General features: G+C 45.9%; 10 protein-coding genes. 8 read left to right on the top strand and 2 right to left on the bottom strand.

Translation table 11 applies throughout. The features are described from left to right. Nucleotides 1-211: 211 nt before the first annotated feature. From ACSF8W_RS09825 to ACSF8W_RS09800, 6 genes are all read left to right on the top strand, one after another. Nucleotides 212-472, top strand: a complete 261-nt coding sequence (locus ACSF8W_RS09825) for a FeoA family protein (RefSeq protein WP_500847142.1) — start codon at nt 212-214, stop codon at nt 470-472. Between the two features lie 183 nt (nt 473-655). Next, entirely contained in the window at nt 656-2,659 is a 2,004-nt protein-coding gene (gene feoB, locus ACSF8W_RS09820; protein ID WP_500847141.1) for a ferrous iron transport protein B, read from the top strand. 632 nt (nt 2,660-3,291) lie between these two features. Continuing rightward, nucleotides 3,292-3,798, top strand: a complete 507-nt coding sequence (locus ACSF8W_RS09815; protein WP_500847139.1) for a general stress protein — start codon at nt 3,292-3,294, stop codon at nt 3,796-3,798. Nucleotides 3,799-4,087: 289 nt separating this feature from the next. Continuing rightward, nucleotides 4,088-4,537, top strand: a complete 450-nt coding sequence (locus ACSF8W_RS09810; RefSeq protein ID WP_500847138.1) for a hypothetical protein — start codon at nt 4,088-4,090, stop codon at nt 4,535-4,537. Nucleotides 4,538-4,750: 213 nt separating this feature from the next. Then, nucleotides 4,751-6,142, top strand: coding sequence for a hypothetical protein (locus ACSF8W_RS09805; RefSeq protein ID WP_500847136.1), 1,392 nt, complete (start codon nt 4,751-4,753; stop codon nt 6,140-6,142). Nucleotides 6,143-6,614: 472 nt separating this feature from the next. Beyond that, complete coding sequence (locus tag ACSF8W_RS09800; RefSeq protein ID WP_500847134.1) at nt 6,615-15,743, top strand: carboxypeptidase regulatory-like domain-containing protein; 9,129 nt, start codon at nt 6,615-6,617, stop codon at nt 15,741-15,743. 110 nt (nt 15,744-15,853) lie between these two features. On the opposite strand, the gene ACSF8W_RS09795 is transcribed toward ACSF8W_RS09800, so the two are convergent. Continuing rightward, nucleotides 15,854-16,993: a DUF5666 domain-containing protein gene (locus ACSF8W_RS09795; RefSeq protein WP_500847132.1), complete on the bottom strand. Its 1,140-nt coding sequence runs from the start codon at nt 16,991-16,993 to the stop codon at nt 15,854-15,856. A 353-nt stretch (nt 16,994-17,346) separates the two neighbouring features. Here ACSF8W_RS09795 and opgC point away from each other — a divergent pair, with 353 nt between their 5' ends. Further along, a complete protein-coding gene (opgC, locus tag ACSF8W_RS09790; protein WP_500847131.1) occupies nt 17,347-18,939 on the top strand; it encodes an OpgC domain-containing protein in 1,593 nt (530 codons plus the stop codon). Between the two features lie 43 nt (nt 18,940-18,982). Here the strand turns inward: opgC and ACSF8W_RS09785 are convergent, their stop codons facing one another. Further along, complete coding sequence (locus tag ACSF8W_RS09785; RefSeq protein WP_500847129.1) at nt 18,983-20,332, bottom strand: AraC family transcriptional regulator; 1,350 nt, start codon at nt 20,330-20,332, stop codon at nt 18,983-18,985. An 872-nt stretch (nt 20,333-21,204) separates the two neighbouring features. Here ACSF8W_RS09785 and ACSF8W_RS09780 point away from each other — a divergent pair. After that, the gene (locus tag ACSF8W_RS09780; RefSeq protein WP_500847128.1) at nt 21,205-21,651 is read left to right on the top strand and encodes an L-alanine exporter AlaE; all 447 of its coding nucleotides are present in this window, start codon (nt 21,205-21,207) and stop codon (nt 21,649-21,651) included. Nucleotides 21,652-21,743 lie beyond the last annotated feature (92 nt).

Below are 21,743 nucleotides of genomic sequence, written 5' to 3'. Positions count from 1 at the left end.
ATCATTGTTTTTAACGAGCATGATCGACAGTACACCACGAGAATGCTGAGCAAGGTGAGCATTCAGTTTGTTTGCCTGTGCGTTTGCCCTCGGGTTAGCTTTCCGTTTTACCGTTTGATGATGCTGGAACAGTAATGATTATTATTCATGATGCAAAATAAGAGCCGCTATGTGCGGTAGCGCGTCTGGATACCTTGAGGAATATGTACGAATGTTTGGATTTTTTAGAAAAACAAAAACTCAGCAATGTGACCGTAACTCACTGATTGGGGCTGAAATCAATAAAGAGTACACGATTAAAAGCATTGTCGAAGATGATATGGAAATGGCGCATTTCCTTAATACATTAGGGTGTTACGTGGGTGAGCCGATCACGGTGGTTTCTGTTTTGTCAGACACTTATGTCATTTCTATCAAAGATGCACGCTATAGCATTGATTCTGATTTGGCCAAAACCGTGCTTCTTAATTAAACCGAATTCATTTTGATCACAAATTTTATCCCTCGGTACGATGTGAGATTTTTACCGCTTTGAGCGAAAGTTGCCAGTAAGTCAGCCACAGTGCGTAAACCATGCGTGCGTAGTTTGGTTTGGCGGTGAATTGCTCTAGTTATCTCAAGTGCGTGAGGGCGTCATTTACATGGAGAGAAAGCAGTGAAAATTTCATTAGCGGGTAACCCCAATAGTGGTAAAACCACCCTGTTTAATGCCCTAACCGGGAAGCAAGAACGCGTCGGTAACTGGGCGGGTGTAACGATCAGTAAAAAAGAAGCGCCGTTGAAAAAAGAACTGAGTGGCCCACATGGTGAAGCCACCGTCGTTGATTTGCCCGGTGCTTATTCCATGTCGCCTTTTACGTTGGAAGAGACGATCACCCGCGACTACGTAAAAAGCGAAAATCCCGATGTGATTGTCAACGTCGTGGATGGGACAAGCCTAAATCGAAGCCTCTTTTTTACCACACAACTTTTAGAATTGGGTATCCCTGTCGTTGTTGCTCTGAACAAGTGTGACTTGAACAAGAGCAAAAAATTGAGTATTGATGCGGCACAATTGAGCCAACTACTGGGTTGCCCTGTGGTGGAAACCGTCGCTGCTGATTCACGTAATGAAGCGTTGTCTAAAGTGGTCGCGAAAGCGGTTGAGGTGAAAGGGCAAGCACAAACGGCGCCATTTACTCAGCAATACAATGACATCAAAGATACGGAATCATTGCAGGCATTTGATGCCGCGCGGTTTGCTTTTGTGAAGCAGCTGGTGGCGAAAATTGAAACGCGTCAAGTCAGCAGTACAGAACAAACTATCCACGACAAGGTGGATACTGTGCTGGCACATAAGTGGTTCGGTTTACCGATCTTTGCCCTGATCATGTGGGGCGTGTTCTCTATTTCTCAAACCCATGTGGGTCCACTGTTTGCGGATACATTGGTAGGCTGGATTGATAGCTTCTATGCTACGGTGCAAGGCGCAATGGGGGATGATGTGTCACCACTGCTGAGTGCATTGTTGCTGGACGGTATTATCGGTGGTGTGGGTGCCGTTGTTGGTTTCTTACCGCTTATCATGGTGTTGTTCTTCCTATTAGCATTGCTGGAAGACAGTGGTTACATGGCGCGTGTTGCAATCATCATGGATCGTTTCTTCAAAAAAGTGGGCTTGTCAGGCAAATCCATTATTCCCATGATTATTGGTACCGGTTGTGCGATCCCTGGCATCATGGCTACACGTACTATCCAGAATGAGCGCCAGCGCCGTACAACGGCGATGCTGACACCGTTCATGCCGTGTGGCGCAAAACTGCCCGTTATTGCTTTGTTTGCCGGCGTCTTTTTCCAAGATGCAGCATGGGTAGGCACCAGCATGTACTTTGCTGGTATTGGCCTGATTATTCTGGGCGCATTGCTTATCGTCCGAATTACCGGTGAAAAGAGCACGCGTTCATTCTTCATTCTTGAACTGCCTGAATACCGCGTACCGAGCGTGAAACTGGCGCTGAACACAACGTTGTCACGTGGTAAAGCGTTCATCATCAAAGCGGGTACCATCATCTTGCTGTGTAATGCTGTGATTCAAATTATGCAGACATTCACATGGCAGTTTGACATTGTGGCGGAAGGCGCAGAGAGCACCAGTATCCTTGCGGGTCTAGCTTCACCGTTCGCCTTCGTACTTATTCCATTGGGCTTTGGTGTCTGGCAGTTGGCTGCCGCTGCAATCACGGGCTTTATCGCGAAAGAAAACGTGGTGGGTACGTTGGCGGTGGTTTACGGCATCACGAACTTCATTGATACCGAAGAGCTTGCGTTAGTCTCAGGCAGTGCAGATGTGGCGACGGTGATGGGCTTATCTTCTGTCGCGGCGCTGGCTTACTTGGTGTTTAACTTGTTTACACCACCGTGTTTCGCCGCTATCGGTGCGATGAATGCAGAGTTGGAAAATAAGAAATGGTTGCTGGGCGGTATTAGCTTGCAGTTGGGTATTGCGTACGTGTGTGCGTTTGCTATCTACCAAGTGGGTACATTTGCCACCACAGGCGCGCTGGGCGACGGTTTTGTTTACGGTCTGGTTGTGTGTCTTGCGTTGATTGGTTTCCTATTTAGCCTGCTGAAAAAAGGTTCACTTAAAGAGCAGCAGAAGCTGGGTTTAAGCCTACAGTAAGGAGTGGATATGACGAACATACTGGTGTCGCTATGTATACTGATTATTTTCGCTTTAGCGATTTACAAATTGGTCGCGATGAAGCGCAAGGGTGGGGCATGCGCGGGTTGTTCGCAAAGTAGCGGATGTTCTTCTTCTAAGAAGAAAAACCAGTGTTAGCCTAACACCTCATTTTTTCAATACAAAGCCCAGCCGACCCGCTGGGCTTTTTTCGTTTTTGATATCATGATTTGCTCTCTAAATGCGAAATTGCTTATATTTTACTCGGTCTTTTTGTTGGTTTTCCTGTGTCACCATCGTCAACTGAGTGACATTGTTTGTTTTTATCGTGCAAAAATGGGCATATAACAGGATAAACACGCCTGCATGATTATTCATAATGCGCTGTTATGTGGCTTTACCCTCTCTCATATTCATCGCAATCACGTGCTATTAAGTGCGCCTGTTTGCATAGTTTTTTATTTACCTTTATCTGCTTAGTTATTTGCTGGTGGGATAATTACCCCTGTTGTTATCGCTCAAAAGAGTAAACCTAGTAACCAATTCTGGTGGTAGGCACGAAAAAAAAGAAGGCATAACATCAAACCAGCGAATAAAAATAAACAAATCAGTTTTCAAAATGGGGATGTATTATGAAAGAGCAAGAGAAAATAATCACAATCGTAAATACTCATGCAGAAGCAGAGGCCGTGATTAAGACGCTACAAAATGCGGAATTCGATGTCTCTAAAATCTCAATTTTGGGTAAAGGCTATCATAGCGAAGAAAACGTTGCGGGTTTCTATAATACCGGCGATCGCGTTAAAACATGGGGTACCACCGGCGCATTGTGGGGCGGTGTATGGGGTGCACTATTTGGTGCCGGTTTGTTCTGGCTACCGGGTGTGGGTGCCATGATGGTCGCAGGTCCAATCGTATCTACCGTTGTCGGTGCGATTGAAGGTGCGGTCGTGACCGGCGGTTTGGGTGCGGTAGGCGGTGCATTAGCTAGTATCGGTATTCCAAAAGACAGCATCGTGAAATACAACGCTGCGATTAAAGCCGATAAATTCCTTGTGATTGTTCACGGTGACGCAGAAGAAATGGTAAAAGCGAAAGCGATTCTTGCTGATCAAGAGATCGAGCATGTTCAGGGCTAATACGCTGAACATGAAAAACGCATAGCGTTACACATATTTATTTAGAGCGAACCTGCCTGTTCTTTCTCTCATAAAAAGCCGACGATCTCGTCGGCTTTTTTGTGTCTTTAATTTATCATGTCATTTCAAAAAATTAGCTGTAAATCCAAACTTTCATCAAAAAAGTTTAAAGTCATTGATATTGAAGCAAAAAAAGTAGTTTTATGAAGGTGGTAAGGTGTTTTTTTTAATTCAGCATATAGACGGTTGAACATAATAAAAAATTCACCAGGTACCAAGGAATTTATATTTGTATGAAAAATCTGCAGGTATGATGCCAGAGGGACTTGTGCGCGTAGGGGAAAAAATGAAGTTCGCTAACTTGATGTTTGTAATATTACCATTGGTTTCATTTGTATCATACGCCAGTGAGGAACAAAAATTTACTCTTGATACGGCTAAAGATAATTTAGGATATATTTCTGAATCTCTGTCCAGTTTTCGTGATTTGACAAAGCTGAGTTCAAAGCAAGATATTGATAAAGTAGGCAATACTTCTTGGGATATACAACAAATAGGTTTTGAAAATTGGGTACGTAACATTGAAGGAACGTTATTATCTCAAGAAATCAAAATTTCAGAATTATCTTTAAAGCTAATCAATGAAGACAATACAGAGTATGCTGAAGCAAAAAAGCGCCTTGATAAAGCTCGACGTGATTTTGAACAGTTCAAAGCTGGTTTTGTTGTTTACGACTAAATATTATTTCAGATGCCTCTGAATATAGCTATTGAGAATAGGACATACATCATGTGTGTCCTATCTTCTGCTCATAGTGATCCCGCAAGATGCCAAGATATTGAGATAAATTCGTTATTTTCAGGCAGATTGAACGGTTGAGAGCGCACTCACCGTATTTTATCTGGCTATCGCGTATGTTGAGGGCAATTTTTCTACGGATAGACCTGAAACATGAAGATCAGCAACATACAATTTTTTGATACAGCTAACCGATGCTTTACTGATATTGAGAGCATTGAGGTGGAACGTCTTGATCGGGATGGCGCGAGTCTCGCTGGCGAACTCGTTGATGGCGGCTATCTGATCCCCGCACTGACCGATATTCACACCCACAGTGATTTCTATTTTGATTCCGATACCGCTAACCAGTTTGCCAAAAACATGGGCGTGGCGGCTCAGGTGGGGGGATTGTGTGGATTTCACGCGGTGTTTGATGAAACACAGGTCACACGAGAAGCCTTTGAAGAATACGCGGCTTTCCTTGGCACCAAAGGCTCGATTTTCACCAGCTTTGAGGCATTGTTTGCCGCGGCTGAAAACGCTGACAGGGTGCATGCCCAGCTGTTGGGGCTGAACGCCTATCTGTTTTCGTATCCGGTCACTGAGCAGACCGATCTGGATACGTACGTGGAGACGCTAGCGAGCGTGTTTGAGGCATACCCGTTTGCGGGGATCAGCGTGGGGCTCGCGTATCATCCGTTGAAAATCCTGCCAGAAGCGGTGTTCCAAACACTGCTGCGTAAGCTGGTGGCCAGAATTCCTACCGTGTACAACTACCATATTCGTAATCAGAATGAGCAGGTGTTTGAGTCCCTCGAAGAAGTGTTTGCCTGTCACCGTGGGGCAAAAGCCCATTGCCATATCAGCCATTTGAAATTTGCCGGTGCTACCCATATCGGTCAGGTGAAAGATCGCTTTGCGCAGTTTCAGACTTTGATTGAGCAACAGGATTTTCCGGTAACGTGGGATGTGTATCCGTTCAGTTTTGCCTGTACCACCCTGAGCCAGTTTCTGCCGGAGAGTGATTCGTGGAGTAAGATGACACAAGATGAAGTGATCGCATACCTTGAGCAGAATCCGCCGTATGACTTTGCCAATGTGGTGATTGCCTGCGGTATTCCAGCTTACAATGGCCTGCAATTACACGAGATAGCGACGAATAAAGGGATGTCTGTCGAACAAGCGTACTACGAGGTAGTGCGTGAATTAGAAGGCATTGGCGCGTATTTCCGCCAATTCTGTACCGATGCGGATTTGGCTGAGCTGGTGTTTGCCAAAGACGCCATTATTGCCTCTGACAGTTTCGGGGTAGAGAACGTGCATCCCCGTTGTACCCATACTTTTACCAAAGCATTGGCGTGTGCGCATCAATTGGGTGACGCTGCTTTTACTGACATGGTATGCAAACTGGTGGAAGGGCCGCAGCGCGCTTTCCCTGATTTACCAGCCCCGAAGGCGTATTTGTATATTGCGTTTGATGAAACGGTTGAGGTGGCGCTGGGTAGCACTGAAGCGTACATCGATAAGAAGATTGTTCAGTGTACGTTGGTGAGTTTGTCGTGATTCCCTCATTTACTTTGTCTTTTCGGTATTGAATCATTGATGACACATTGAGTTAGCAATCACCGTCAAGGAGTGCGTTGATACTGGTTAGCTAGTCAAAATTATCAACGAGATCGCGTAGTAAAGCCGCTTTGTATGGCGGCTTTACAGCTATGAATGTTGATTTACACGGTATTATCATTTCGAGTTTTTGCTTTAAGTCAATGTTTTGTATGCTTTTTACATAAAATATAAGTACAATATAATAACTTCATTGCATAATATCCCTCAGTTAAATGTACCTTTCGTATGGATGTCGGCGGGTTATCACAGAAATAACCCGCTTAGGTATTTGGTATTGTCGAGTGTAATACCCTTCTTTCTAAATACATGGATTCAACTTTCCTTCCATTGATTGATGAAATATGAAAGTAAGTTTGATTATCAAAACCACACAATTGATTTCATAACAACAATATAACAAGGAAATAAAATGCAGCGATGGGCCTCACGTTTCGGGGTTATTTCTATCATGCTATCTGCACTGACCGCTTGTGGCGGTGGAGATGGTAATGATGCTATACCTCCACCTACTCCAACCCCAGACCATTCCCTTATTACTCGTCAGAATATCTTGAGTACTGATAGCGTCTGTCCTAATGGTGGTATTCAAATTGAATCTGGGATTGATTCTAATGGTAATGGCCAACTAGATCCTAACGAGGTTAGTGATAGCCAATCTGTATGTCATGGCAGTAATGGCCTGAGTAGCCTTATCGATGTTAAGAGTGAACCATCTGGAGAAAATTGCCAAAATGGTGGTTTTCGAATGGAGTCGGGTCTTGATTTAAATGCGAATAAAGTTCTTGAAGAAAATGAAGTGACGTCAGTGAGCTTTATTTGTCATGGAGCTGGAGGGGAGATTACAAACCCAACTTATCCGCCTCTATCAGACCTTTCAACGATTTCAGGAAAAGTAAATCTTGAAGTGGTAGACATTCGCTCGTCTGCGACATTTAGTTCAAAACGAACTGAAGCACGCATGCCAGCAGGCGTTTATTTAATGTCTTCTTGTGCTGTGCCCAATACGCAAGGCGTCAATAAGCAGCGAAATGAGTCGATTGAGCCACCAATCAATCGACCTGTTCCTGTCGAGTTGGATCATGCCGGTTATTTTGAAATGCAAGTGCCAGCTTGCTCTGATTACGGTTTGGTGGTCGTTGACTCATCATCACAGTCAGTTTTCAGAGACAACATCGGTGTTGGCGCTGGTGAGGCCGTGGTTTTGCCGGAGGTACTTCCAGAAGAGCTAGTACCGCCAGGTGAAGTTAAGCTCACTATCATGGATCTGGCTAAAGGCACTCCTATTTCTGACGTTTTGGTTTCAATCCAACCGTTAGGTATTTCAACGACAACTGACGTTGATGGTATTGCACATTTTGCTGACATTCCTGCCGGACAATATGGCGTTATCGTGGAACACAGTGACTACGCAGGTAAGTACATTGCGGCTCTTGTTGAATCCGAAAAACTGACCGATCTTCGTCATGTTGAGCTGAATGGTTTCAAAGGTCATGTTACTGGTCAGGTGACTGCGGAAGGAATCGAAAATTACGCGAACATTTTGGTTTATGCGCACGCAGCGGATGGTTCCGTCTATACGTCGATGACCAATTCAGCGGGTACATATCGCTTCTCATCGATTCCTGTGGGTGATGGATATAGCATCAAAGTGATCGCTTCGGAGTTCCGCCCTGAGAAGTTAGACAATATTGAAGTGGTTGCTAATTCGACAGTAGCTGCTGAAACGCTTGATTTAAAACGTGCGTCATTGAATGAGGGGGCTATTTCAGGGGTTGTTCGTCTCCAAAGTCGTGCTGCGACTATGGATCACGCGGGTATCTTAGTCTCAGTCGAGGGGACAGACAAAGAGGCGGTGACGGCTCGTGATGGCTCTTTCGTTTTATCGGGTCTGGTTCCTGGCACTTATTCATTAAACTACACCCATGCGGATCATCAATCGGCTAACCAAACACTCGATGTGTTCAAAGGGGTGACGACGCAATTTGGTCCATTAACATTGCGTAGTTTTGCTGGTTCACTTATGGGGAAAGTGCTTCACAGTGACCAAAGTCCAGCATCTGCGGTTGCTGTACGACTCCATCCATCAGGGGAAACGGTGACCTCTGGTAGCGACGGCAAGTTTACATTCTCCGATATTTCGATGGGTAATCACCTAATTTTGGTCGAAATGCCAGGGTATCGTGTAATTCAGCAAGAAGTTGTTGTGCTTAATCAAGACGAGCATGGTGCAACGGTCATTGATAGACCATTAACGTTAGTACCATATCAATTTACAGGTAAGGTGCTCGCTTCTGGACAACCACTTGAGGGTGCCAAAGTATCGATCCATGGTGGTCAACTTGTTGGAGAGGCACTTTCTGATACAGATGCAAATGGCGATTTTACGTTTGCCCGCTTGACTGGTGGCAACTATCAACTTGTGGTTTCGAAACCAGGCTACGGGAAAAGCAGTCTAGGACTTACATTGCCATCGAGCGATGATTATGTGTTGCCGTACGATATTGAGTTAGAGCGCAGTTATGGTGTTCTCTCTGGTTCAGTTAACCTAGGTAGTAACTCTGACCACTCAGGTGTGTTGGTTTCTATCCCGTCACTTAACGAACCAGTACTGACCGATAGCGTCGGTGCGTGGCAGGTATCTTTGCCTACCGGTATTCTTGATGGTGGTGTTGAGTACAGCAAATCAGGTTACCAAAGCCAAACAATTGGCACCCAGCTTATTATTGAGGCAGGGAAAATCCTTAATCTACCTCTCGTAACTTTGCAACCCCACACCGGAAACATCAGCGGAACCGTTCTTTTTGATGGTACGCCTGTTGCGGGGATGACAGTATCGACTTTAGCGGGTACTCAACAAGCGATGACGGACTCTAGTGGTCGTTTTGTACTGGCTGAGATCCCAGTTGGTGAGCAAGTTTTGCTGATTGAAAAATCAGGATTTGTAAGTGCCAAGGTAGTCGTTCAAGTAGTGCAAGGTCAAAACGCTGAGACAGGCCCAATTGCCGTTCGAGCAAGAACATTGTTGGCAGAAGTACACAATGTAGAGGATGGCACGGCGCTGGAGGGCGTAACGGCACTCTTGGTTGGTAATGAGGGTAGCTTCTCTGCACTTTCAACCGCCGATGGTGAGCTTAAATTTGCCGCTATCTCAGCGGGTAACTATCAACTTCAGTTGGCGAAAGCAGGCTACAAAACCCATTCAGTTCAATTGGTGATGCCGGATGTTGAAAGCTATGTGTTGCCTTTCCCTCTGACATTAGAGCGGTTATCAGGTGGGGTTCGTGGCGTCGCGACATTAAAGCAAACAGTTGATAGTTCGGGTATTCAAGTTAGCTTAAACAATACTGAGTACCATACAGTTACTGATAGCACGGGTAACTGGAGCCTGAAACTGCCGCTGGGCAGTTATTCGGATGGTATTACCTTTACCAAGCCTCTTTATACCCCTGAGCAAGTTACATCGACGGTTGTTGTTAATGAGTTTGGTTGGTTTAACGTACCCAACGTGCAACTTGAGCAAAGTGCTGCTGAACTTAGTTTCAAACTTGGTGCAGTCGGTGGGTGTAGCGGTGAACTTAAAGCCACTGCTGTAGCTGAAGATGGCAGCAAGTATCAACTAACCGTTGATCAGACTGGCAACGTTTTCGGCACCTTGCCGTTGGGCACCTACAAAGTTACGGCTCAATGTTCAAACTCAGGTTGGGAAACACTAACGCAAACCGTTGTGCTTGAAGAGGGCCAAGATCATTATGAGCTGCCTGATCTAACGTTGCGCCAGAGCTATCTTAAAATTAATAGCGATGACGAGGTGACCAATAGCCGAAATGTTGTTTTGACGCTGGGTAACTCTGACGCGGTGTCAATGCGAGTTAAGCTTGTTGATGGCACTAACGACTCGGGTTGGATTCCACTTCAGTCACCGTATGAGTTTGTGTTGGCAGATAACGACGGCGAGCAAACCGTTGTTGCTTCGTTTAAAAACAGCCTTGGTGCGCTGCTTAATGATGTGTCTGATTCTATTGAACTAGACAGACAAATTGCAGTAAAAGAGTTTGTCGTCCACGGCGCTTCGACGCTAGGCGATACACTGGTATTTACATTAGACCTAACCAATGAAACTGGCGCGAGGGTAAACGCAACAGTTCCAGGATTAGTTGAGCAGCTTATCTTGTTAGATAACGGTGCTGGTGGCGACGCAATCGCAGATGACGGTATTTATACCAGAGCCTACAAGGTTGACTCAGGTCATGAAGTTGATGCGTATGCGACAGCAACTATTGTTGACCGTGCGGGCAACGAACGTCAGGTTACTTCATCAAATAAGGTTGAATTGGTTTCAAAACCAGTGATTTCTGGTGTTGAAGTTAGCTCAAACATTGACCGTGGTGAGTTGACTATTGAATTTGTGACCAATGAGCCGACAACGACGCTTATTCGTCATGGTGTGTCTGCGGATAACCAAAGCACAGCTGTGGTTATTTCTGATATGTACAACCAAAGCCATAAAGTCACTTTGAGTGGACTGAATGGCAACCAAGAAGTTTGGTATACCCTTGAGGCGACTGACCAAGCGAAACATAAAGGTGAATTTACCGGTAAGACTAAACTTGCCCCAGGCATAGTCGATGATGTCGCTGCGTATGCTGGTGATCGTGAAATCGGTCTGATTTGGACGCCATCAGCAAACACAAAGGTAGTGGGTTATAACCTGTATCGTAGTGAGGGTACTGAAGACGCATTTTTGAAAGTGAATGTGGATAGCTTACTGACAGATACCTACCACAGTGATTTGGCCGTCAACAATGACGTTCGCTATTTCTACTATGTCACGGCGGTAGATCGTGATGGAAATGAGTCTGAGCCATCGAAGACAGTAAACGCGACAGCGACTGACTCATTGGCAGGCCCGACGATCGTCGACGGTGGTATTCTACGCCAGAATACGGTTTATCTTCAGAGTCGTTCGCCTTATCAACTGACCGACAACATGAAAGTCGATAAGGGCGTACGTTTGGTGATGTTACCGGGTACTGAGCTACAGTTTGCTGCGCATCAGAGCGATCAAAGCAAAAATGACAAGCGTTATATTCAAATTGCGGGTGTCGTGCAGGGCTTTGGTACGCAGGATCAGCCAATTCGATTCGTTCCTCTGCTCAAGTCGCATATTGAGTGGGACAATCAGGCAACTGACTCAAACCAGCGTCGTTTGGAACTGCGTCATGCGCAGTTAACCAATATCGCTATTCCGTCAGCAGATGGCTTGGTGAAGCTAGATCACAGCGAAGTCCGCATGGGCTGGGTTGATTCTGCGAATGATCAATATTTCTATGCGGATGAAGTCAAGAATAGCTCGCTGATTGAAACCAGTGGCAAAGTTGAACTTCACGAGCATTGTGAGTATGTACCTAATCCTGAGACAGGTTATGACGATTGGGTTTGTTCGATGATTCCAATGCTTGGGAACACGGCAAACAACACTTTCCATGTTACTAACCTCAACAACTCAGAGGTTATGCACATTGCTGACGTCGATCTTGAGTCAGTACCAGGTATTGCAAAATATCGTGTGAAGTTGAACGCCAACAACGTGATTGGCGGACGCATTGAACACGCGCTTGCAAACATCCAAGTTGCTAAGGGCACGGCACTGGTTGAGAGTTGTATCGCTGCTAGTTACTCCAGTTGGACTAGTGAGTGTTCAGAAGACTCATACTCTTCCAATTCAAGAACATTCAAGAACTTAGAGGTGACGGATTCTGAAATCGCGGGTAGCAATCTGACGATTCAAAACAGTCGCTTCGATGCTCTGAGTGAGTTAAAGCCAAATATCAGCAGTGAGTCTAACTATACGCTGACTCTGAATAACAACTATTGGGGCAGTACCGACCTAAACGACATTCTGGCTCGCACGCGTTACCGTGCTGGTGGTGAAAACCGCTTGTATCCAGTGATCACAGGGGCGGATTTTAATACCGCTGACTGGGATAAGGATGGCACGCCGGACTATCTGGATAGTGACAACGATAACGATGGGTACTCAGACTTCCAAGAAGATCGTGCCTCGGTGTTCGATCCTGAGTTTGGTAGCCCAGTGATCTATAACCCGCTAGATCCAAACTCGCACCCAGGAAAAGATGGACTGCAGCAAGACACGGATATGGATGGCATTCCTGATGACGAGGATGACGACATTGATGGTGATGGCTTGAGCAATGCTGATGAAGCTGAAGCGGGCACCGATCCTTATCAGGCTGACAGTGACGGTGATGGCATTGCAGATGGCTTGGAAGTTGAGTTGGGTTATGACCCACTAGACTTTAACAGCAAGCCTTTGGTTGGCAATGCATCAGGTGTGGTGATCACTCCTGACATGGCTAACGGCGAGGGGCAAGTGGTTATCGGCAGTGGCACGAGCTTAAGCGCTTGTACGATCGCCGCAGGTACCCACATTGCGATTGCGGGTGAAGCGAACCCAAGCTTTAGCAGTTGTCGTTTTGCTGGCGAATACGGCAATCCGGTTGTGATCACCTCGTTGGGCAATGACAAAGACAATGAATCACCAACTCTGAGTATCTCAGATAGTGACTTGACATTTGTAATTGTTAAAGATTTTGGCCGTCGAGGTTTACAGCTGAACTATTCTGACGTGACTCGTTCGGAAGTCTATTTGAGTAACTCAAGCAGTCATACAAATTGGGAGAATACATCGGTAACGGATTCCTATATTGATGCTGAAAGTACTAGCGTGCATGGAATAAATGCGAAACATGTAAAATTCGAACGGATTTCAAACTGGATTTATTCTGATTCGAGATTTGACAATGTAATGTTGGCAGGTTCTAGCGATTTTAAAATTGATGGCTCTGTTAGTAGTAGTGTTGTACTTGGTAGTATTGATGATGCATTCGAAGTTCACGACACTATTGTTACGCGAGCTTATATAGGTTATTACTCTAGCGCATATTTTGAGCGAGTAGATTTCCTCGACTACCCATCAAGTGCTAGTGAGGAATCGGAGGTATTTTATAACGACGTCTCTTTCAAGTCTGGTGAGACTTACCTTGACTATGACCTCGGTAACCCAGTCGATACCGAGGGTGATGGCTTTGCTAACACCGAACTGTGTTTGAACGGCAGTTGCTTTAAAGTCGATGGTGTGGCGAATCCTCGTAATACGCCGAACTTCCCTAACGGTGTCAGAGACCTATGGGACATGCGCAACATTGGTACTGGAGTGATTGAACCAGGCTTGCCGACGACTCTTATCAGCGGTGAATTCTATGCCGATGCGGTGAGCGAAGCTAATGGTGGTGCGTTGGCTAAATCGCAATACCAGTTCCGTGCTGATGGCTCGGTGAAATATCAGCAGTTGGTTGCAACGGTTGGTGACGCTGAGTGGTTGGTTGTGCCAGATAGCCAAGTATTGGGCTATTGGTATGTGGCGCAGTCTGGTCAATTACGCGTTCAGTGGCCTGCGGGTGAAAACTTGTGGACAGGTTCAGATCTGACGAGTCAAGAAAATTCAGAATTGATGTTTAGTGACGGTACCGTGCTTGAAAACACATTGCACCAACCGCCAACGCTTGAGCAATTGATTGCGGATGGCAAGACGCAGTTCTTGATGGTGGGTAAACCACTGTATCGCATGGGGCTGACGTCAGACGGTAAGATCTACCAAGATACAATCGTGTTGAACATCGATGGCACAGTGCGTGTTGAACGTCGTTATGGCATTGCCGATAGTGAAGTTTGGCCAGCTGAGGCAGCAATCGTGTTTAAGGGTACTTGGAAAAGTGTTCAAGGACTTGATGGTACTCTGACCAGCATCGCGTTTACTTGGGATGGCGAACCATGGGATTTCAACCAGATTGGTAACGTCTCACTGGATGCCAACAATCAACTAATCTTCACCCCAGTATGGGATGGCATGGAAATGGAGCAAGTTTCGGTTGACCAGACCAATCAGCCTCCATACAGCAAAGATGATCTTGTAACCATGGGTAAGTCTTACTACCGCTTCAATGGTGTTGCGGCGCTGCAGGACTACACGGGTCAATGGATTACAATACCTGATAATCTGATTGCGGTTGTGCATTCGTATGAAGGCGAACAGGTTATGCCTGTAAATTCAGATACAGGACACTTCGGATTTGAGGGATGGTTGGAGAGAGGGCAGTATGTATCTAACTCAAGTACCACAGTGTCATTACATATTACAGACGACTTTGATTCGAGTTTGTCTACAGAAACAAAGCTAGGTTATGCATCTTTTAATAGTCTAGAGTTTGGAACTAAGTCTCATCCACTTGTTGCAAGGCTGCTGGGGAAATATGTCAAGTCAGAGCAACTAATGGATACGAAATGGTTTAAAATTAAAGAACTTTCTGATGGCTCACTTGAGCTAGTAGAGATGTTGTTGCTACAGGGTGGGGGAACCATCTTAAAGTTCTATTCAGCATCATATGGTGATGATGAATGGCAATATTTGGGGGATGATTGCTCTGGGTTAGGTTGCCAACCATCTAAAGAAGATGAGTATGGCAGCTGGGACATACAGTCATCATCTTTGTATCACTATCGTCCGTATGGTAATGGTAGAAGCTTAATTCATAGGATGATTGTTAATTACTCGAATAGTGATTACTTTGCAATTCTTGGTAAAGGTTCTAAAGGTTCACTAACTGTTTTAAAGACAGAAGCCAATTTTGGTTATGAGGAGCATGATATTCTTGGAGATACATTATTTAGTGAAAAGCCCCAAGTTCCAGCTTCAAAGACTTTAATCGATTTTTCACTGGCACGTATTGGTGTAAAGTCTATGCCAGATACAATCGATTATCGTTATGAGCCAGAGAGAACAGCTGTGGTTTGGAATGATGGGGTTTCACGAGCGCATGAATATGCCTACCATGAAATCTCTTTGAGTAACTTTGGCGCAATTACAACACCTAAGCATAGAACTGGTTATGGAAATAATGAGTGGACTTGGAACGTTGAATATAAGAATGGTGTATCAGTTTTATATGAAATGAATACGGATGGTTCAGCTAACTTCTCGTTGAATGGAAATAATCAGTTGAAGGTGTGGATGGTTGACCAGACTCACAATGACTGGTGGATTGTTCAGCCAGACGGTGAGTGGCCAGTGTTGTGGCATAGCAGCTCGTTTGATTACTCATCAGGCATGTTGCAGCCGCATAATTCACAGGGATTAGCGCCAGGAAAATTGCTTGCTAACTCAATGAGTAAGACTTGGGTTCGTCATCTTGATGAGTTGACGTTTCAAGAACTGCGCTTTAGTGAAAGTGGTCAACTTGAAGTGGAAACATTACTTTGGGCTGATAACCAGTGGCAGCTTCAAGGTGACACGATGGTTACCGCTTGGACAACCGATAGCCAAGGGTACTTATCGTTTGATATTGATAGTAAGCAATATACCTATCAAGTGTTGACGGTGGGTGAACTCGCTGCTGGCGTGTGGGAACGTCACTTTGGTGATCCACAGGTGTGGTTATCAGAACGTCCAACGTGGCAATAATTGATAATGTATAACTGATATAAATTAATCGTCCTAGATCTTGAATGATCTAGGGCGTTTTTTATAAAGACATTTTAGGTTGAATGAAAATGCTTTTCGCGAGATGACAATCAGTCGTCCTGAGCGTCATTATCGTCTTCAATTTCAATCGAGCGGGCAAACAATTTATCGCCAATCACTCGGCCTTCTACTTCAACATATTCGTTAACAATCATGTCAAAGTCTGCGTCATCTTCGAAGTCAGTACGATAATTGGTGTGGATTTTGTGATTATTTATAGTGAACGTCTTTTCGGTGTAATCGTAATTCTCGACGTGACCTTCTAGTTCAAATTCTACATTAAACTCAATTTCTTCGGCAATGAGCTTGTTTTGGTTGTTACGCAGTTCTACTTCAACCCAAGCGTTTGGTACTAAATCTTTTTTGCTGCCATTATCGAAATCAGTGGCACCGTTCACTTTGATTTCGGCGCGATAGTTTAAGACAAAACTGCGTTTATCATTAGCGACGGATGTGACGATACCTTCAATTTCACCATCATGGGTGATGTGTGAGTAATCTTCATGGGCAATAGATTCTGCGCTTAGCTCAGGGTTGTGCTCTGAGTCATTGAATGAGCCCATGACTTCTACCCACATGCCGTTACGCAGCTTATCGAACTTATCGACATCGAAGTGTATCAATAGAGATGGGCCAATCTTGAAGGTGCCGTTATCGGTATTTAGCTCACGGATAGGCCCTTCCGCTTCTGCCAATTTATTATATGGCTTTTCAAACTTAATGACAGATAACACTTTGTAACCGGCATTGGCGGTTGGCAAAGCTGACACCATGACCCAGTCTTTGTCTTTAATGTTGCTGGTTAGGCGATCAAACTCCAGCTCCACGCCGTTTACCAAGAAGCGGTGTGGTTTTTCAGGCGTTGGTGGAGCAAAAATGATTTGGCCAGTAAAAGTAGGGTCCAGCTCCACGTGCATGCCGCCATGGCGATTGTTGTCGCTGCCCAAACGGACTTTCATGTTTTCTTTGCCAATAAGGAAGGATACAGGTTTAGATTCCTGTTGAAAGTTAACCGCATCAACCGGATATTCTTTGCCGTTGACCACAATGCCCGTCTCTGTCACACGTTCAATCGTGCCTTCTACTGAATAAGCCGTAGATGGCGAGGTGGTCTCACCGCCATCGCTGCTGCCGCCGCCACAGCCAACCATTGCAAGAGAGAAGAGAGGAAGCATTGCGTATCGTTTCATTATTATGCCTATTACTAAAAGACTGCCCTATTGGCGAAGCAGAAATTAGCATAGGTGTTTAGCGGGAAAATCTGGCCAATGTCAGGAAATTGCAAAGCATGATCTTGCTTCAATTAATGCTTTCTAGTGATAGCAGAAGGGTAACAGAATGTAAGTTTTGACGGCTTAATTGGGCAGTGATTGCCCAGTTGGCTGGCGTGTTGAAGGGGTCAGGACGAAAGGTGTTTTGCGAGTGATCACACCGTATGTTGGTTGATTTTGCTGAGCCCGTGAGAGGGGGAGAGCACATACGGTCAGATCTGGGTCGGTGAGTTACGCCACAATAAGGCAATTTCGTTATGAAGGAACTCACCATGAAAAGGATACCTGCGTTAGACAGTTTACGAGGCGTATTACTGTTATTAATGACGTTCAACCACCTCATTTGGATCAGTGGCGGCTCGACCTTTTTGCAAGGCTTCACGCTACAGCCATTCGGCCAGTTTGGGGCGGCAGAAGGTTTTGTGTTTATTTCCGGGCTGTTAGCTGGTGCGATTTACAGTCGTCCAGCGCATTCTAATCAAGAACTACGGCAAAAAGCCCATCACCGCGCCTTAACCATCTATGGCTATCACCTCGTGTGTTTGGGCGTGATTGTGGTGTGGTTAGCATTGGCGTATGCCTTCTCCCCCATGGCATACGGTGTACTGAGTGCCAATGCCAGTGGGTTAGTCAGCGATCCGTTGCCCGCGCTGTTGCTGAGCGTGTTATTGATCAACAAGCCTTTTTATCTCGATATATTGCCGCTGTACGTGATGTTTATGTTGTTGCTGCCGTTGTTGATTGCGGCGTACCGACGGGGCTGGATGCTACTTGTGGTGGCGGTCAGTGTCGGCTGTTGGTTGATGAGCGATTGGGCCAGTGATGTCATGCTGGTGCCGTTATACGCATGGATGGCGCCGAGTTTGACGGTACAAACGGGCTTTTTTGATCCGATTGCGTGGCAGTTACTCTTTGTGCTGAGCAGTGCGTTGGGCTTTGCCTGTCAGAACCGTACGTTCCGGTGGCAGCATCCAGCCCTGACGGTGCTTTGCGTATTTATCGCCGGCTTTATCATGGCGGCGCAAAACGGATTATTCTGGGATTGGGGGCTGAAACCTCAAACACTCTATCAGTTAGGGAATAAGACGGAGCTTGCGTGGATCCGATTGTTGAGTCTGGGTGTGTGGGTCTATTTGTTCGCCGTGGTGATCCAGCGCTTTCCGCGCGCCTTAGTGTGGCATCCACTGAGTTATATCGGCCGTTATTCATTGCAGGTGTTCAGCTTTCAGACCGTGTTAATTTATCTCTGTGCCCCCATGCTCTTTTCTTTGCGTGCAGAGGGGATGTATTTGCCTGTTGTCGCACTATGTTGTGCGTCATTGTGGTTGCCGGCATGGTATTTGGCCGCGCGTCAGCAGCCTGATGTGAAGCCGATATTGGCACGGAATATCAAGAGGGGGATATGTGCTGCTAGTGTGTGCGCAGTGGCGGTCGCCATGAGTGTGCTGCCGAAAAATGATGTGAGTGAACTTGAAAATCTGGCACACAATGCTGCTGAGGGACATTATCCATTGATGATACAAGTCAACGGGGTACGTGATGCCGATGCGCCTGTGGTGGTGGCGGTGTATGCCGAAACGGATAATTTAATGGGGGCGGCCAGTGTGCATGAACAGGCCTACTCACCCGCGCAAGTGAGCGAAGGCATTATGCTTGAAGGCTTAGCCAGTGGACACTATGCCGTGTTTGTCTATCAAGACAGTAATGGTGATCAGGCCCTGACCAGAGACAGCAATGGGATGCCAAAAGAAGGCATGGGGTATTCGAATAATCCCATCTTGTCGGGACCACCGTCGATGCCGCAGGTGAAATTTGCCCATACGCAAGCCCAGCGACAAACCTTACGGCTGGCGTATTTTCAGTAATCGCTCTCTTAGAGTGAGATGATCATTGACGGATAGACGACGTTTATCCTCCTTGACGTGATTTCACTGGGGTCAACAATTCAAAGGCAATCTGATCATTCTGAATGGTCAGATTGCGGATTAATTCAGGCCCTGGCGCATAATAAAAATGCGGGTCATGGTGCATTGCGCCGTAAAAGCGCTCTATGGCGTTTTCTAATTCAAAAATGTTTTTCCCTTCCCATACCGTCCGCAAATAAGTCCCGCCAATGCTGAGAGGACGAGTGCTCAGATGATCGGGCGGTGTTTGCGTGTTTTTCGTTTCCGCTGTTCCACTAAATGCCACACGATACTGCTGGTTTGGATCCGCTGCGGGATCCCCAAAGGCGATCAGTCGGGATGCGCATTCCACTTTCATTAGTCTCTTAATCTGCTTGGTGTAATCCGACCATAAAGTATGCAGACGGCGTGTGCCTGCCCATTTACTGCGGGGCAAGGTATGCCAGCGGACGGGAACGGTTGATGGCGGAAGATGAACGAGCTCAGGCTGAGAGTGGGATGCGGGTATGGCGGTGTCATGAAGACCAAAGTTGGCATGAAAAGTACGCTTGTCATCACTGTAGTGCCATAGGGTGGGCGCTTCGATCCGTTGAAGAGCGGGATCGGTGCCCATTCGCACGGCTAAGTGATAATACAGCGCGGGAATATAATCGATCGAGGGCATTGATATATGCAGTTCCAGGCGAGCAGGTTGGTGAACCTCAAACATGGCGCTGGGCAAGGGGGTATCGGCGTTCACAGCAAAAGCGATGGCTAATGGAAAGGTGGAACTGGCGTATTGGTGATGCTCATTCAATTCCATGATCACGTACGGAAAAGCCATGAAGGGTTGGGCAAAAGGTTGGCGAAAAAAGGCCTCGACCCCTTGTTGAACGTCATGCTCCATACGTGGCGTGCGGTGTAGATTATCTTGTCGGATCGCATAGCAGGCCCAGCGACGAGCAGGAGCCGGGTGGATGTCGGCAGGACAGTCTCTAAGAACGGCTAATTGGTGCAACAGTGCCGCATCTAAGCGAGAAAAAAGCAAGCGTTCAGCCCAGATCGGCTGTTGGCGCAGATTTTTAGGGGCGACAAAGGCAAAACGCTTAAAAGCGCGGGCAAAGGCTTCTTGCGACTCAAAACCGGCTTCAACGGCAATATCTAAGATCCGCTGATCACTTTCTCCCAGCTGTTTGGCTGCCAAGCTGAGCAAACGGCAACGCTGGTACTGACTGATCGATAACCCTGTCGCATGTTTAAACTGACGATGCAGATAGTGGCGGCTGTATCCGCACCGCTGGGCGATGGTTTCCACACTGACGTTTTCTGTTAGGTGGGATTCTATAACATCAATAACGGCGAGGATTTTATCCATGTTGGCTCATGCGTTCCTTCGCAGGTGAGAATGTAGAGTAAAGTGATTGATTACTATGCGAAATCTACAGCGAAAGATAAAGAGGTGCCGGCATGTAATACCGGTTTTGTGCGTGATCTCACCGGAGCGTGGTGCTCAACGACCCTGAGAGCAAGGTGATAAAGCCTGAAAGGTATTGAGATTAACGGGTAATGATGGTTTTAGCATTTAAAACTAGATTTAGTCACGAGTGTGGAGTTTAGCTCTGTTGTGTTTATTGTTTTCGATGGTGTTTTAGCGTCAATGAACGATTTTTAGTGTTCGGATTGCGCGGTGTTTCTTTGTCTTATTACTTTCTATCCCTACTTTTGAATCTAAATCAACATAAAGGCATATTAACCCGTGTGATAAAGAGGGTTTTATGACGATGAGATGGCTATTTTTTAGAGTTGGATAATATGGTCAGGATTGTAGTTTAGGTTTAAGTTAATGATTATTATGCATTTGTTTTTATTTTATGCTTTGTGTTGATTGATTTGTTTCATTAACTGCCCATTTTCCCATGTAAGCTGGGGATATGATTCTCACTATATGAAACGGATGCTTAACTCTATTGATAAGGCCATTTTTAAGTGAGTAACCTTCCTTTTTTAGAGCGGGGGGATGTCGAGATTTTCCATTGTGGCACGAAAAGTGCGCCTTGGTAGCGGTTTTCACCAGAAATCGAACTAAAAGCAGTAGTAATATTACAAACATGGTTGTTTTTCGGTGGGTAATTCCGAATGAAAGCTGTTCTAATACGCACATTAACTAGTCAGTATTAATCATCCAGTTTATCTGACTGCTTTCATCTACCCCTTTGGTTGTATTTACTGTGATTCGAGGTATTCGCTATGTCTGTTAAGGGCCCATTTAACGTAAGAAGTGCTGCGGCTGATACGTTTGCCATGGTGGTTTTTAGTTTTATTACAGGCATGCTGATTGAAGTGTTTGTATCGGGTATGACGTTAGAGCAGTCATTGGCTTCGCGTACGTTATCGATTCCAGTGAACATTGCGATTGCATGGCCATACGGGATGTTCCGCGACATGATGATCCGTCAAGGGACGCGTTTGTCAGACAGTCGCTGGATGAAAGGCCTGTCAGATATGGTGGCGTATGTGATGTTCCAGTCACCGGCTTATGCGTGTATTTTGCTGGCGGTCGGTGCCGATATCGATCAGATCATTACAGCCGTAACAAGTAACGCATTTGTTTCTGGCGCACTGGGCGTGGTATACGGCCAGTTCCTTGAAATGTGTCGCCGTATGTTCCGCGTGCCGGGTGTGGCTGGTGCATAAGAGGTCAGCAAGCGTAATAGCAACCGCCTATCACTGGCTGACAACGTGACAGAATAAAGAAAGCCCCTGCGTGCAAACGCAGGGGCTTTTGC

This window comes from Photobacterium sp. 270122K, assembly GCF_059941365.1.
The sequence above is the reverse complement of the archived record's forward strand: the minus strand, read 5'-3'. Positions and strand labels throughout refer to the sequence as shown.

Bases quoted from the DNA above. Each gene is read 5' to 3' on its own strand.
- ACSF8W_RS09825 (WP_500847142.1), top strand. From the start codon at position 212: ATGTTTGGATTTTTTAGAAAAACAAAAACTCAGCAATGTGACCGTAAC.
- ACSF8W_RS09815 (WP_500847139.1), top strand. From the start codon at position 3,292: ATGAAAGAGCAAGAGAAAATAATCACAATCGTAAATACTCATGCAGAA.
- ACSF8W_RS09805 (WP_500847136.1), top strand. From the start codon at position 4,751: ATGAAGATCAGCAACATACAATTTTTTGATACAGCTAACCGATGCTTT.
- ACSF8W_RS09800 (WP_500847134.1), top strand. From the start codon at position 6,615: ATGCAGCGATGGGCCTCACGTTTCGGGGTTATTTCTATCATGCTATCT.
- ACSF8W_RS09795 (WP_500847132.1), bottom strand. From the start codon at position 16,993: ATGAAACGATACGCAATGCTTCCTCTCTTCTCTCTTGCAATGGTTGGC.
- opgC (WP_500847131.1), top strand. From the start codon at position 17,347: ATGAAAAGGATACCTGCGTTAGACAGTTTACGAGGCGTATTACTGTTA.
- ACSF8W_RS09785 (WP_500847129.1), bottom strand. From the start codon at position 20,332: ATGGATAAAATCCTCGCCGTTATTGATGTTATAGAATCCCACCTAACA.
- ACSF8W_RS09780 (WP_500847128.1), top strand. From the start codon at position 21,205: ATGTCTGTTAAGGGCCCATTTAACGTAAGAAGTGCTGCGGCTGATACG.